15 protein-coding genes, 1 pseudogene and 1 riboswitch are annotated in these 13380 nt (G+C 42.9%); of the genes and pseudogenes, 3 read left to right on the top strand and 13 right to left on the bottom strand.

The genetic code is table 11. The features are described 5' to 3' along the window. Positions 1-18: 18 nt before the first annotated feature. Both ACY2IG_RS03120 and ACY2IG_RS03115 read right to left on the bottom strand, forming a co-directional pair. A complete protein-coding gene (locus ACY2IG_RS03120; protein WP_308102371.1) occupies positions 19-855 on the bottom strand; it encodes a formate/nitrite transporter family protein in 837 nt (278 codons plus the stop codon). Between the two features lie 183 nt (positions 856-1038). Continuing rightward, positions 1039-1641, bottom strand: coding sequence for a hypothetical protein (locus ACY2IG_RS03115; protein ID WP_308102370.1), 603 nt, complete (start codon positions 1639-1641; stop codon positions 1039-1041). Positions 1642-1777: 136 nt separating this feature from the next. On the opposite strand from ACY2IG_RS03115, the gene ACY2IG_RS03110 reads away from it, so the two are divergent. Both ACY2IG_RS03110 and ACY2IG_RS03105 read left to right on the top strand, forming a co-directional pair. Then, positions 1778-2644 carry a YitT family protein gene (locus ACY2IG_RS03110; RefSeq protein WP_462618354.1) on the top strand — a complete coding sequence of 289 codons (867 nt, stop codon included), beginning with the start codon at positions 1778-1780 and terminating at the stop codon, positions 2642-2644. 201 nt (positions 2645-2845) lie between these two features. Continuing rightward, positions 2846-3484 (top strand): CHASE3 domain-containing protein, encoded by a 639-nt coding sequence (locus ACY2IG_RS03105; protein WP_035412493.1) that lies wholly within the window; start codon positions 2846-2848, stop codon positions 3482-3484. Positions 3485-3528: 44 nt separating this feature from the next. Here ACY2IG_RS03105 and ACY2IG_RS03100 read toward each other — a convergent pair whose 3' ends face one another. The 7 genes and pseudogenes from ACY2IG_RS03100 to ACY2IG_RS03070 form a co-directional block, all read right to left on the bottom strand. Beyond that, positions 3529-3897 carry an ArsR/SmtB family transcription factor gene (locus tag ACY2IG_RS03100; protein WP_462618353.1) on the bottom strand — a complete coding sequence of 123 codons (369 nt, stop codon included), beginning with the start codon at positions 3895-3897 and terminating at the stop codon, positions 3529-3531. Between the two features lie 58 nt (positions 3898-3955). Then, positions 3956-4399 carry a hypothetical protein gene (locus tag ACY2IG_RS03095; protein ID WP_308102369.1) on the bottom strand — a complete coding sequence of 148 codons (444 nt, stop codon included), beginning with the start codon at positions 4397-4399 and terminating at the stop codon, positions 3956-3958. A gap of 11 nt (positions 4400-4410) precedes the next feature. Further along, positions 4411-5049 (bottom strand): thiamine phosphate synthase, encoded by a 639-nt coding sequence (gene thiE / locus ACY2IG_RS03090; protein ID WP_035412485.1) that lies wholly within the window; start codon positions 5047-5049, stop codon positions 4411-4413. Continuing rightward, positions 5039-5806 carry a hydroxyethylthiazole kinase gene (thiM, locus tag ACY2IG_RS03085; RefSeq protein ID WP_035412483.1) on the bottom strand — a complete coding sequence of 256 codons (768 nt, stop codon included), beginning with the start codon at positions 5804-5806 and terminating at the stop codon, positions 5039-5041. The genes thiE and thiM overlap by 11 nt, the downstream gene beginning before the upstream one ends. Continuing rightward, positions 5787-6590, bottom strand: a pseudogene (gene thiD, locus ACY2IG_RS03080) (bifunctional hydroxymethylpyrimidine kinase/phosphomethylpyrimidine kinase). The gene thiM and the pseudogene thiD overlap by 20 nt, the downstream one beginning before the upstream one ends. A gap of 115 nt (positions 6591-6705) precedes the next feature. Then, positions 6706-6816, bottom strand: a riboswitch (TPP riboswitch). Between the two features lie 64 nt (positions 6817-6880). Further along, positions 6881-8158: a murein hydrolase activator EnvC family protein gene (locus tag ACY2IG_RS03075; RefSeq protein ID WP_290754054.1), complete on the bottom strand. Its 1278-nt coding sequence runs from the start codon at positions 8156-8158 to the stop codon at positions 6881-6883. Positions 8159-8360: 202 nt separating this feature from the next. Beyond that, complete coding sequence (locus ACY2IG_RS03070; RefSeq protein WP_290754057.1) at positions 8361-9821, bottom strand: murein hydrolase activator EnvC family protein; 1461 nt, start codon at positions 9819-9821, stop codon at positions 8361-8363. Between the two features lie 264 nt (positions 9822-10085). On the opposite strand from ACY2IG_RS03070, the gene mce reads away from it, so the two are divergent. Further along, positions 10086-10496, top strand: a complete 411-nt coding sequence (gene mce / locus ACY2IG_RS03065; protein WP_035412473.1) for a methylmalonyl-CoA epimerase — start codon at positions 10086-10088, stop codon at positions 10494-10496. A gap of 47 nt (positions 10497-10543) precedes the next feature. On the opposite strand, the gene ACY2IG_RS03060 is transcribed toward mce, so the two are convergent. The 4 genes from ACY2IG_RS03060 to ACY2IG_RS03045 form a co-directional block, all read right to left on the bottom strand. Further along, positions 10544-11056: a type 1 glutamine amidotransferase domain-containing protein gene (locus ACY2IG_RS03060; RefSeq protein ID WP_035412470.1), complete on the bottom strand. Its 513-nt coding sequence runs from the start codon at positions 11054-11056 to the stop codon at positions 10544-10546. A gap of 27 nt (positions 11057-11083) precedes the next feature. Next, positions 11084-11257 (bottom strand): hypothetical protein, encoded by a 174-nt coding sequence (locus ACY2IG_RS03055; RefSeq protein ID WP_197026247.1) that lies wholly within the window; start codon positions 11255-11257, stop codon positions 11084-11086. Positions 11258-11284: 27 nt separating this feature from the next. Continuing rightward, positions 11285-11719, bottom strand: coding sequence for an organic hydroperoxide resistance protein (locus ACY2IG_RS03050; RefSeq protein WP_035412467.1), 435 nt, complete (start codon positions 11717-11719; stop codon positions 11285-11287). A 175-nt stretch (positions 11720-11894) separates the two neighbouring features. Beyond that, positions 11895-13232, bottom strand: coding sequence for a hemolysin family protein (locus ACY2IG_RS03045; protein WP_056063508.1), 1338 nt, complete (start codon positions 13230-13232; stop codon positions 11895-11897). Positions 13233-13380 lie beyond the last annotated feature (148 nt).

Raw genomic sequence — 13380 nt, 5'->3', positions numbered from 1 at the left:
GCGACAGCTGCTTTTTCATTATGCATTTTGTTTAGAAGCGATATGAACCGGTGCCGTAGATTGACGTGATTCATCTACTTCTAGTTTTTCTTTATTCAACCACGTATAAATCATTCCCATGAAGACTGCTCCACCGATGATATTCCCAGCTAAAGCCGGTAACAGATTGTGCATGGCTCCTGCAAACGTAATCGTATCCGGATGTGGTACGATTAATGCGATAGAGAACAATGCCATATTTGCGATGACATGATCAAATCCTGATGCGAAGAAGACTGCTACAAGTACCATCATCATCATGATCTGCGCTAACTCATTCTTCATGTTCTTCGGAATGAAGATCGCTAAACAGACCATCCAGTTACAGAAGATCGCCCGAGTAAAGATTTCCCACGTCGAATGATGAATTTTTGTTTCCGATACAGCAAACAGCCAATTGTTCATTCCAAGTTCTTGTAAGATGCCTGTTTGAGAGAAGAGGAATGCGAATGCTAATCCTCCAAGCCCATTTCCGATCAGACAAACCAGCCAGACCTTCATCGTATCCATATTCGTTGTATAGCCGCGCATCGTTGCCGTCGTGAAATACATCGTATTCCCTGTAAACAGTTCTGCACCGCCATAGACGATCAAGACGAGTGCCACTCCGAACGTCAATCCACCGACAAGTGTTGCGACAGGTGATTCTGCCATATACAGCCCGTTAATTGCTTTTAAGGTAAAAATGATTGCAAATCCAATGAATATCCCCGCTAACATGGCACGAACTAAGTATTCGAGAGGACGCAGTTGTAGCATACGCGTCGACTTGATTGCTTTATTCCGTAATCCTTCTAATGCTTCTACCTCGTTCATTGTAGAAACCTCTCTTTCTTTTGTTCAACACTTCACAATGTTTGTTCATTTATTATGATACTTCCATCTTAAGAGATGTTCAAGTCTTGAATAGACCTGTTTTATCGTTTTCATAAAAGAACGAGATGTAAACGATATCATTGTGTCGAGATTGTGAAAAATGCCTTTTCTTGCTTTATACAATTAATTAGTTTGAATCGAAAATCCTGATGCGAAATGCTCGAAAAAGGTTTGTCGTCTGGAGGCATCAAGCACATATCCATCGATGACGACACGATTAAAACGTCCAGACGATGACGTAGCGCGTTCGATGTCAGATGGTGTATAGATGTCGAACGCGCTACGATCTATCTTAAAATCAGCTTTCGAATAGGGATCGGTATAGTGAATTTCAAGATTGGTCAAGTCAGGAATCGTCGAAAATAAAACGAGCGTATGATGCATAAGTACTTTTGATAAGCGAGCGTTCAAGAAATCCTGATTCATTTGTAATGTACCAGTATCGGTCCCGATCCAAGCACGCCGTTCTTTGCCTGTGACGTCATAAGCGAGCCGTAACGACTCTCCTTCGACATCTACCTGTTTTAATTCTGATGAAAACGGGAGTTGTTCAGCTAATTGGCGAACAGCTACCGTATTCATTATGGAAGCACCGACTTGTCTCGCTACGAGATCACCATCATGCCAAATAGATCGTTGGTTTTCTTCGTCTGGTTGTTGAAAAAGACGAATCCCTACCAATACGCCTAAACAAATACAGCCTATAATCAAGAATGTTTTCTTCATTTTCATCACCTTCCTAAAAAAACTTACCCTTTTTCATCTTTTTTCATAAGAAGGGTTGAAATTTTATGCATATGGGCGTACTCTTGCAGGCAGATACTCACAGAAGGAGGAGCATGAGGTCACTCATCATAATGCCATGACTACAACACACCCACAGAAAAAGAGAGTTGAAAAAATCAGTTTTTTAATCATAGGTACGTTGCTGTATTCCTTGTACATCAGCTTACTACTATCTCCAAATGATATCGGATCAGGTGGTATCATGGGGATCACGCTTGTCATTCAAGAGCTTTTCCACACCCCAATCGGATTAACCCAATTGCTCTTAAACATTCCCCTCTTCCTTTTAGGTTTCCGTTTCTTACGAAAGCGATTCATGTTCTTATCTGGCATCATTGTCGTTGCCTCTTCTTTTTTAATCGACTGGGTTCCGACTCAGATCGTTCCCGAGTCGTTGAATGATCCGCTTGTTGCCTCCATCTTTGCCGGTCTAGTCTCTGGTCTTGCGATGGCATTGATTTTCTTTGGTGGCGCATCGACTGGTGGACTCGATATTCTTGGAAAGTTTTTCTTTGCTCGTTTTCATAATTGGCCACTTCCTCGCATATTTCTGATGCAAGATCTTGTCATCTATATCTTGGTATGGTGGGTCTTCGATTTGAAACACGTTATGTATGCTCTTATCATGAGCTTCGTTCGCGCCAAAGCTCTTCAAACGGTTTACAGTTTTTATTCCGCTTCTAAGCAATGTATCATTATTTGCGAAAAGGCGGATGAAATAAATGAAGTCATCACAAAAGAACTTGGTCGCGGTGTGACGATCCTTGATGCACGGGGAGGATACTCCAACCGAACGAAGAAAATGGTCTATGTCGTCGTTCAAAATAATGAAATCGTCCGTTTGCAAGAAATCGTTTCTTCTGTCGAACCTAACGCGTTCGTTACGTTCTCAGAAATCCATACTGTTTTTGGGAATTATAAGGAACATTCGTATTCGTTTTAAACTCAAGCGCAGCCTAGCTGTGCTTTTTCTATTTCGTTTACTTTAAAACAGCTTCTCGTATTGCACCAGCTTTCCTGCTTTTTTATTAGGAATACTGATTTTTTTACTTTCTTCTCCCTATTCAAAAAATGGACAGGCTTCACTTTTTTTGCGATAGTAGTTAAGCTTATGACATGTCTATTTATTTAAAGGAATGATTGCATGCACTCACTTTGGCGTCAGCGTATTCTGCTGATCCTTTTGATCAGTTTATTCGCTTCTATCCCAATCATTTACGCCCTATCCGGTTATCGGACGATTGCAACGATAACAGAGCAAATGAAGGATCATGACATACCGTTAATCAATCAAGTGGACCAGTTGGTTGAACATAACCGAGATCGTGCCAATGCGGTGCGTGGTCTTTTATTGTATGAAGATAGTCGTTATCTCGAACAGTATTACTTTTCTACTTCTAAAATTCATGATTTACGAAACAGTCTAAATCAATCGTCGACCACGCCAGGAGCAATCAAGGATTTACTACGTCGCAATAATGTCTGGGAGTCCGAGATTGAACGAGTATTCGTCGTCTATGAGCGTCAGAGTCCAACGGCAGCAAAGCGCCTTGCCAAACAAACGACGCAAACGACACAAACGATTCTCGAGGACTTATCTCGTGTGAAAGATGATTTGTATAAGACACTTCAAGCAAAATTACAACAATCAGATACTTTAGTCGCTACATATAAATGGATGTGTCTCAGTCTCTCTATTCTGTCCTTTTTATTAATTAGTGCGACGATCTTTTTTTCCCACCGGTTCGCACCTAACAAGTCAGACGAATCGTCCTTAGAGTAAACGAAAAGCGCAGCCAAAGCTGCGCTTTTCGTTTACTCTAAAAATTATTCAGATACTGCTTTTCCCTCTTGTACATGCTCCATCGCCATATGAACAAGCGACGACACATGATGGTCATTTAAAGAATAATACACGACTTTTCCATCTTTACGAAACTTGACGAGCCCTTGTTTCAACAGGGAGCGAAGATGATGAGATGCTGTCGCAATCGAGCAGTCGACAGAAGCAGAGACGTCACAAACGCACAATTCCTCTTCGATCGTCAACGCATAAACGATTCGTAGTCGTGTCGCATCTGAAAGGATCTTAAATAATTTTCCGATTTCAAGCGTCGGAATCGTATCAACGACTTGTCCAATCTCAGACGCACGCTGTTCATCAATAGCAATCGTTTCACAACGGGGAATGTCCATGTCCGTCACCTCGTTTCTATTTCTATATTGCACCATGAGAAACAGGACATTTGCAAGTTCAGCGCATCCGCCTACGAATGAGCCAAAATACAAACCATCCCCCTACGTAATCACCGATATCCCAAACGATTCGATTTTGATCGACCGCACGTACACCGATATCGATGATCTTCGTACTCTCCAATCGATTCCTATAACGCTTACGTAATCGAGAAGGAATCGGGAGACGAAGCAGTATTCGATAATAGATGTCTAAGTGGGTGTGTCCCCAAATTTCTGTAGCGATCGAACTTGTCTTGATATACAACGGACGTTTGTAGCGTCTTTCATACTTTTCCTTCAGCAAGAGAGCCATTTCATAAGATACACGATTAGGACGCGGAAATAAAATTTTCCCCAAATGGTAGATCCCCCGATTATCCACGCGAATGATTTGTGGTTCCAATCGATACCGGATCCAATAGCCCCGAAAACGGATCGTCTGCCATTTCAATACAATCACCTCTGAACGGATTATACCCTGTTCTGAAGAGATTGATGCCATTCCCATACAGCATCTGTCATATGTTGTGCAGCACGTCGTCGATCTTCTTTAGCAAAAATTTCCGAGATGACCGCATATCCTTCTAATGGGATAGGAAGAGAAGCGACATTCGTTGCCGTAATTCCACCAATGCCGATTAAAGGTAAGCGCACGGCTTCGCGAATCGCTTGAAGCATCGTGTGTGACATCGAGTCGGCGTCTGCTTTCGATGACGTCGCAAATAGAGAACCTACACCTAAATAAGATGCTCCATCTCGTTCTGCTTCAATCGCTTGCGCGACGGTTGCTACCGATACGCCGATCACAGTGTTCGGTAAGAGACGTCGCGCTGCGGTTAGAGGAATATCTTCTTGTCCGATATGCAAACCAGCTCCGACAAGTAACGCAATATCAATTCGGTCATTGATAATCAAAGGAACATCATGACGATCCGTCAATCTCTTTAACCGGACTGCCTGTTCGAAGAATTCCTTTCCCTGCGCTGTTTTTTCCCGTAATTGTATAATCGTTGCACCACCTAAAATCGCTTCTTCAACGACCGTTTCGATTGCAACTCCCGGATGATATCGACGATCTGTCACCGCATAAATGGAATAATCAATTGACATGTTCTACCACCTCCATCAAATCTTGCTCCGTCATCAGACTGATTGCATTGAACAACTCTCGTTTGAAATTACCTAGACCTTTTTCTGATGCTGCCTGTTCTCCTGCTTTTCCCATGATAAATGTTCCGTGGACTGCTGCCTCAAACGCAGAATATCCTGCACCAAGAAAACTCGCAATCAAAGAAGCTGTCATACACCCCGTACCTGTGACGTCTCCGAGACGCGGCGTACCTACTTGTAGTTCCACTTCGCGCATGCCATCCGTGATGTAGTCGATTGGACCTGTGACGACAATGACGGACTTTTGTTTACGAGCGAATGCACGAATGATTTCTCGATCCATGATCTCATCACTAGCAGCATCGACTCCTTTTGTTCGTCCATTCTCCCCAAGCAATGTCTTGATTTCTGAAGCATTTCCTTTAACGACCGTACATCCGAGTCTACTCAATTCTTTTGAAAAGGACGTACGCAATGATGTAGCTCCCGCTCCAACTGGATCAAGGATGATCGGAACGTTCAAGCGTCTCGCTTCGCTTGCGGCGAGTCGTTGAGCTGCTTGCATGTCTGCATCAATTGTTCCAATGTTCAAGACAAGAGCTTGCGCAAGTCGAACCATCTCTTCCACTTCGCGAATATCCTCCGCCATGACTGGAGATGCGCCAACGGCGAGTGTGACATTGGCGCAATCATTGATCGTGACTGTGTTCGTCAAATGATGAATGAGTGGTTTGTGTTTAAGAATGGTCGTAAACATGTGTATCCCTCCAAAGTGAATGAAAATGATGTGTCGGTCCAATCCCTTGTCCGAGAGCAAATCCATGACGAATCGCCTCTGTAACATACTTCTTGGCCTGACGTACACTGTCCGGTAAAGCTTCTCCAAGTGCCATCCGTGCCGCAATCGCTGCAGATAAGGTACAGCCTGTTCCATGAGTATGTTGATTATCTAACCGATCTGATGTGAAACGGTATTCCTCTTGCCCGTCCCATAATAAATCCGTGGCAGCTCCCGGTAGATGTCCACCTTTTAGCAAGACGGCTCCAGTCTTCATAGCCAACTGATGCATCGCCAGTCGCATCTCCTCTAGATTAGTAACTGACTGCCCTGTTAAGCGCTCTGCTTCCGGTAAATTTGGTGTGACGAGTGTCGCAAGTGGCAGTAACTCCGCGATTAGTGCTTCCTCTGCCTCCGTCCGCAATAGGGCATGCCCGCCTTTTGCGACCATGACAGGGTCTAGTATGATCGGAACTGTCTGTTTGCGAAGATGTGTTGCAATGACGTGAATCGTTTGTGCATTCGAGACCATACCGATTTTGATAGCATCCACACGAATATCTGAAAAGATTGAAGCTAATTGGGCATCAACGATTTCCGATTATAACTCTTCTACTGCTTGAACGCCCAGTGTATTTTGAGCCGTTACCGCCGTCAAAACACTCATCCCATAAACGCCCAATGCCGAAAATGTCTTTAAATCTGCCTGAATTCCAGCTCCACCACCGGAGTCAGATCCCGCAATCGTCAATACATGTTTCATATTTTTCTCACCTTTCCATCGAGCAATGTAAGGGAGTTGTTACCGACAAAAAAAGCGTCGACCGCTGTAAAAAAGCAGTCGACGCTATACGAAATCGTTATCCAACCATTTCGGTATCCGTTCGGCTCAACTTTCCTACGCTGGTATTATCCAGTTCAGGTAATAGGGTCGAAAACAGATTGGTTTTCCTCTCAGCCGGATTCCTCCAGCTCCCCTAGTTGCTCAAGTATTCATTTCGCCTTAACTGTAGCATAGCGGCAAGAAAAAAACGAGCCGAAGCTCGTTTTGAATTATAGGTATGCTAATGGATTAACTGCATTCAGAGGAGAAGAGGCACTGTACTGATAGCCTCCGACATGTAGTTCGAAATGCAAGTGTGGTCCTGTTGAATTCCCAGTACTACCAAGTGTTCCAACTTGCTGACCTTGAGAAACTGTTTGTCCTGCATGAACAGATAATGAACTCATATGAGCGTAGACTGTCGTATAGACTTTCCCGTCAAGGAAGTGAGAAATCATGACGTGATTTCCATAAGGCCCACCACCTGAAGCTGTAATGACCGTTCCAGCTGCTGCTGCGACGATTGGTGAGCCGACCGAACCACTGAAATCGACACCATTATGGAACGTATAGCCGTTCGCACCGCTTGCTGGTCCAAACCCTTGTGATACGCCACCAGAAGATGGACGAACGAATTTCCCACCGCTCGAAACAACGGGTGGGGCAACTGAAGTAGGTGATTCTGAACTCTTACCTGCTTGTTTTGCTGCTTGAGCATTCGCTTTAGCGGCTTTTTCAGCTGCTGCTTTCTCGGCTGCTGCTCTTTCAGCCGCTACTTTAGCTGCTGCCTTCGCTGCCGCAATCGCACGTTCTTGAGCTTCAAGTGTGGCTTGTAGTTCTTTCGCGTCTAGAAGTTCTGTCGTAAACTTCGTCTTACCTTTTCGTAATTTTTTAAGCGTAGCACTGCGTTCTTTCATTTGAACTTTCAACGCTTTTTTTTGTTCGATTAATGTTTTCTTCTCTTCAACCTGCTCCGCCTTTTTTTCAACGAGCGCTTGTTTTGCTTCCGCTAGCTTTTGTTGGGTTGCGATGTAATCCGAAATCATTTTATCATCTTGCTCCGCGATTTTTTTCCCTGCCATGACACGACTAAATAAATCACCTAAATCCTTCGATCCAAAAATGACTTCTTCCCATTTGATTGAGTTTCCATCGTTTTCTTGGAAGACACGTAGACGATCACCGAGTAGTTCTTCTTGTTTTTTCAACATCTCTTCGTAGCGAACGATGTCTGCTTTTAATTCATCAATTCGCAAATTCAATTTCTCGATTTGTTTATTTTTTTCGGAAATCTGAAAAATCTTTTCGTTGATCGCTGCATCGATTCGATTGATTTGACGTTGTTCTTTCGAAATTTTCGACTCTTGTTTTTTAATTGCTTTTTCTAATTTACGTTGTTCTGCGGCATTTTCAGCCTTTTTTTCTTTGATCGTTGCTGCCGCAATTGGTTGTGTTCCTGTTATAAGTAATGCTCCTAAAACAATGGTAGAAATTAGTTTTTTTAGCATATATCGTTTTCCTCACTTATGTTTTTCATATTTTATTATAGTATTCAAGTTTCTCTCATATCTGAAATAGATTATAGCACCCTAATCGTTTCAAAAAAATTTCATTTACATTTCAAATGAAAACGTTTTTTTGTAATATAATCATTTATTTTTTGAAAATCGCAAAAAAAGAACCGCTGCATAAGCAACGATTCTTTACTGTTTAAAACATCGTCATTGGGTTCACTGAGCTAGCTGGACCAGTTGCACTATAGCTGTATCCACCGACGTGGATTTCAAAGTGTAAGTGTGGACCAGTTGAATTCCCAGTACTTCCACGTAAACCGATTTGTTCACCTTGACTGACGCGTTGACCTGCGTGAGCATTGAGTGCGCTCATATGAGCATACAATGTTGTGTACGTTTTACCGTTTAATTGGTGAGCAATCATGATGTGGTTTCCGTAAGGACCACCACCTGATGCTGTAATGACTGTTCCTGTTGCAGCTGCAACGATTGGAGTTCCAACCGGACCACCAAAGTCGATCCCGTTATGGAACGTATAACCGTTTTCTCCACCTGCTGAGCCATAGCCTTGCGTGACAGCCCCAACCGTTGGATGGATGAACAGACCACCGGATGATGGTGACGGTTTAGGTGTCGCAGGTGCTGACGGTGTTGGCGCAGCTGGTGCTGGCGCAGCTGGTGCTGGCGCAGGTGTAGATGCTTTTGGAGTCGATTGTTTCGTCGAACCAGAAGGTTTCGCTGCTTGCGACGCTTTCTCTTGTGCTGCCTGCTGAGCCGCTGCTTCTTTAGCTGCTTGTTGCTCAGCTTCTTTTTGAGCCGCTGCTTGAGCTGCTTCAGCTTCTGCTCGCGCTTTTGCTTCACGTGCTGCTTGAGCTTGACGCTCTTTTTCGATACGTGCTTCACGTTCACGTGCTGCCTTTTCAGCTGCAATCGCTTTTTCTTGAGCAATCAGAATTTGCTGGACTTCTTTTGCATCCATCAATTGTGTTTCAAATTTCTCTTTTTTCTTACGTAATTCTTTTAAGCGTTTGTTTCGCTCTTTTAATTGCGATTCAAGTTCTGCTTGTTGGCGTTTCAATTCTTGCTTTTCAACAACCAATTGTGCTTTCTTGTCTTTCACTTCTTGTTGTGCATCCGCTAATTGCTTTTGCGTATTTTGATAATCCGTGATCATTTTATCATCTTGCTTTGAAATCGATTTTCCGGCCATGACACGGCTAACGAGGTCACCGACGTTTTTTGCCCCAAAAATGACTTCTTCCCATTTAATCGAGTTCCCGTCATTTTCTTGCATGACACGAAGACGATCCCCAAGTAGTTTTTCTTGGCGTTTTAATTTCGCTTTATACTTTTCGATTTCTTTTCCAAGTTGAACGATTTCTCGTTCCGTCGCCTTAATTTGACGATCTTTCGTTTCGACAGCAAAGATCTTTTCATTCAAGGCTTCGTCTAATCGATTGACTTCTTGTTGCGTCTTAGAAATTTTTTGACCCTCCTGATTAACGGAAGACTCTAAGTTTTTTTGTTTTTTAGCATTGTCTTGTTGCTGTTGTTCGTTTTTAGCTTTCTGTTCACTTAAATCGTCAGCTGCTGCAAAATGAGGTGCTGATGAAAGAACTAATGCGGAAACGATGAGCGACGCGAACGTTTTTTTCATGTAGTATTCCCTCTTTTTCTCTAGTAGTATGTCGATGCATTATATGGAATAACAGTTACGTTAAAATTAAATTCTATAATAGTTTTTCTTATTTATAGGAACGTTTTTGATTATAGCATTCATTCCTCTTCCATAATATTTCAGTGATATTTCATTTTAAATAAATTGTTCCTCTTCTATGTAATAGAAAATGATGGAAAACAGCTTCCCATTGCAACTTTGATTCATTTTTGGGAAACTGAAGCGAATGGAGGGAAACATCAGATGAAACTAGATCATACCGGCATCGCCGTTCGCGATATGCAAGAAGCAATCTCATTTTATACAAAAGTACTTGGTGGAACATTAACAAAAGAGTACTCAAACCCCGCACCTGGTGTCGCTTCCAACATCGCCGTCATCGAGTTCGATGATGCGCATATCGAGCTGTTGACACCAACTAGCCAGGATAGTCCAATCGCTCGTTTTTTAAAACAACGTGGAAAAGGAGTCCATCACATTGCCTACCGTGTTGATGATTTAGATCAAGCAATCGCCGAAGCAAAACAACAAGGCTTAACATTTTTAGAAGATACGTATCGAACGACGCCGTTTGGACGACGACTGATTTATATGAACCCTCGTCATTCACATGGGGTTATCACGGAACTCTGTGATTATCCAGAGAACTCATAAAAAAATCAGCACTGCGACAACGCAGTGCTGATTTTTGTTTTATACGATTAGCCGAGTTTTGCAACGATTTCTCGATTGAATGCAGGAATGTCATCCGGTTGTCGACTTGAGATAAAATTATCATCAACGACGACTTCTTCGTCCGCGAAATCTACTCCAGCATTTTCTAGGTCGATGCGAATTGATTTATAACCTGTCATTTTTCTTCCTTTAACGATTTTGGCGTTAATCATCAACTGAGGTCCATGACAGATCGAGAAGATCGGTTTTTTTGACATATCGAATTCTTCGACGAATGAGACGAAACGCTCATCTTCGCGTAGTAAATCTGGTGAAAATCCACCTGGTATCAAAAGGGCATCATAGTCTGCCGCCGATGTCTCATCAATTGAGAGATCAACGGTTACTTTTGCATCTTCCTGTTTACCAACAAGCTCTGCACCTTTTTTGGCACCAATGACAGTAATGTCGTGCCCCGCTTCTTTTAACGCATCAACCGGTCCAGTGAATTCTACATCTTCAAAATGATCGGCGAGTACGACTGCTACTTTTTTAGACATGTGATTCATCTCCCAAGTTGTTTGAATTTAAATCGGATCTTCTCCGCGATCTCGTGGAGAAACCGGATCATCTGGCATCTCGTTTTTCCCTTTTAGGATTTCCTTTTGCTGCTCCTCTGTCAGTTTCCGTTCTTTATCAGACAGACGATCCCGTTCATCTTCCAATTTTTCATTTGGACGATCGGTTTCTTTTGGTGCCATCGAAAACCCTCCTTAAGGATGCATTTCTTATAACGAATCGACGACTTTAACAGAAAGGTCAACATCGATGTTGCCACGAGTCGCTTTTGAATACGGGCAGAAATTGTGTGTCTTCTCAAGTAGTTCTTCTGCTTCTTCTTGCGATACCCCAACGACTTCGACGACGAGTTTCGCCGCAATTTTCACACCGTTATCCGCTTCGTCCTGTAAGAGGCTGACTTCTGAATTCGTCCGCGTCTCGACTCGTTTTTTCGCTTGGCGCGCCATCAAATTGTAGGCACCATCAAAACAAGCGGCATATCCTGCTGCGAATAACTGTTCCGGGTTTGATGTCGGAATGTCTTCTTTGCCTTTTGTTCCAGGCATGACTAAATCAAGATTAATGACGTTATCATCTGAAGCGACTTTCCCGTCGCGACCACCGACTGCAGATGCGCGTGAAGTAAGAATGACGTTTGACATGATAGAAAACCCCTTTTCCTGTTGAATTAAAAAAGACTTTTTTGCCACATAAACAGTAATACCCGTCACTGGCGGAGATAAACACAAGGAGTGTTCAATCCCTTTACCCTGCCATTCTTTCAATAACGAAAAAAGACGATGAACTTAATGTCCATCGTCTTTTGATTTTGCTATTTTATCCGATATCCTCTGTTGCAACTTCTTCTTGATCAGGCAATTGAAGATAAATCGACTTCACTTGGTGGTTATCGACTTCCATGACCTTGATCGTATACGCTTGATAGCGGAATTCTTGACCACTTGATACTTCTGTATCCTGTGCCATGACCCAACCACCAATCGTATCAATATCTTCTTCTTCAATACCTAGGTTAAAGCGTTCATTTAAGTCATCAATCAAGACACGACCTGAAATCCGGTATAATCGCTCATGAATCTGTTCGATATCCGCTTTCTCATCTTTATCGAATTCATCTCGGATTTCTCCGACGATTTCCTCCAATATGTCTTCCATTGTGATGACACCAGCTGTCCCTCCGTATTCATCAATGACGAGTGCCATTGGCGTCCGTTCCACCTGCATCTTCAGCATCGCGTCTTGAAGAGGTGAATACTCGGATACGATCGGCAAGTTGTGGATATAATAACTTAATGCTTTCCCCTTGTTCGCCATATGGTCCGTAAATAATTGTTTTGCATTGATGAAGCCAAGTATTTTATCCTTATCTCCTTCTTCCGCTACCGGATAACGTGTGAACTGATACTCTTCAACGAGACGAATAATGTCCTCCATCGATGCATCGTTCGAAATCGTGATTAAATCTGTCCGCGGTAACATGATGTCTTTCGCGATCCGCTCATCGAACGAGAAGATATTTTGCATGTAGGAAAGTTCGGTCTGGTTGATTTCTCCACTCTTGTAACTCTGCGTCATGATGATTTTAATTTCTTCTTCCGAGTGAACTTCTTCGTGACCAGCAGGTTCAACACCAAACAAACGAAGAATGACCCGGGCTGAACCGTTCAATGTCCAAATGAAAGGTTTCATGACCTTACCGAACCAATAAAGCGGTGGTGCGAGTAACATCGTGATGGCTTCCGTCTTTTGAATAGCCAAGGACTTAGGAGCGAGTTCTCCAAGCACGACATGAAGAAACGTTACAATTGAGAATGCAAGGACGAACGAAATGATCGTCGAAACGGAGTTTGGGATGTCGATTTCTTCGAACAACATACTGAGAATCGCACCTACCGTCGATTCTCCTAACCACCCGAGACCAAGCGCTGTCACGGTAATTCCAAGTTGACAGGCTGATAAATAATAATCCAAATTCTCAAGTAGCCGCTTCGCTACTTTCGCAGTCTTGCTTCCTTCTGTAATCAACTGATCGATTCGAGACATTCGCATTTTGACGACCGAAAATTCGGCGGCAACAAAAAAAGCGGTTAAAATGATGAGTAGTGCAATGACGAGTAGTCGAATAATGATCGTCGTCGTGTCGAATGTCTCCATTGAGTGTGTACTGTCCAATCGTTTCCCCGAAGAAAGGGGATTCACCTCCATTAATATAAAGCCAGATGCAAAGGCATCTGGTCGTTTACAGCAAAAAGAAGCTTTATTCTTTCAAAGCTTCCTTACTTTTTCATATTCATACTATAAC

This window comes from Exiguobacterium sp. EF_C8, from assembly GCF_054956715.1.
The sequence above is the reverse complement of the archived record's forward strand: the minus strand, read 5'-3'. Positions and strand labels throughout refer to the sequence as shown.

What these genes read in the sequence shown, in the direction of transcription:
- ACY2IG_RS03120 (WP_308102371.1), bottom strand. Translation starts at nt 855, where the DNA reads ATGAACGAGGTAGAAGCATTAGAAGGATTACGGAATAAAGCAATCAAG.
- ACY2IG_RS03115 (WP_308102370.1), bottom strand. Translation starts at nt 1,641, where the DNA reads ATGAAGAAAACATTCTTGATTATAGGCTGTATTTGTTTAGGCGTATTG.
- ACY2IG_RS03110 (WP_462618354.1), top strand. Translation starts at nt 1,778, where the DNA reads ATGACTACAACACACCCACAGAAAAAGAGAGTTGAAAAAATCAGTTTT.
- ACY2IG_RS03105 (WP_035412493.1), top strand. Translation starts at nt 2,846, where the DNA reads ATGCACTCACTTTGGCGTCAGCGTATTCTGCTGATCCTTTTGATCAGT.
- ACY2IG_RS03100 (WP_462618353.1), bottom strand. Translation starts at nt 3,897, where the DNA reads ATGGACATTCCCCGTTGTGAAACGATTGCTATTGATGAACAGCGTGCG.
- thiE (WP_035412485.1), bottom strand. Translation starts at nt 5,049, where the DNA reads ATGTCAATTGATTATTCCATTTATGCGGTGACAGATCGTCGATATCAT.
- thiM (WP_035412483.1), bottom strand. Translation starts at nt 5,806, where the DNA reads ATGTTTACGACCATTCTTAAACACAAACCACTCATTCATCATTTGACG.
- ACY2IG_RS03075 (WP_290754054.1), bottom strand. Translation starts at nt 8,158, where the DNA reads ATGCTAAAAAAACTAATTTCTACCATTGTTTTAGGAGCATTACTTATA.
- ACY2IG_RS03070 (WP_290754057.1), bottom strand. Translation starts at nt 9,821, where the DNA reads ATGAAAAAAACGTTCGCGTCGCTCATCGTTTCCGCATTAGTTCTTTCA.
- mce (WP_035412473.1), top strand. Translation starts at nt 10,086, where the DNA reads ATGAAACTAGATCATACCGGCATCGCCGTTCGCGATATGCAAGAAGCA.
- ACY2IG_RS03060 (WP_035412470.1), bottom strand. Translation starts at nt 11,056, where the DNA reads ATGTCTAAAAAAGTAGCAGTCGTACTCGCCGATCATTTTGAAGATGTA.
- ACY2IG_RS03055 (WP_197026247.1), bottom strand. Translation starts at nt 11,257, where the DNA reads ATGGCACCAAAAGAAACCGATCGTCCAAATGAAAAATTGGAAGATGAA.
- ACY2IG_RS03050 (WP_035412467.1), bottom strand. Translation starts at nt 11,719, where the DNA reads ATGTCAAACGTCATTCTTACTTCACGCGCATCTGCAGTCGGTGGTCGC.
- ACY2IG_RS03045 (WP_056063508.1), bottom strand. Translation starts at nt 13,232, where the DNA reads ATGGAGACATTCGACACGACGACGATCATTATTCGACTACTCGTCATT.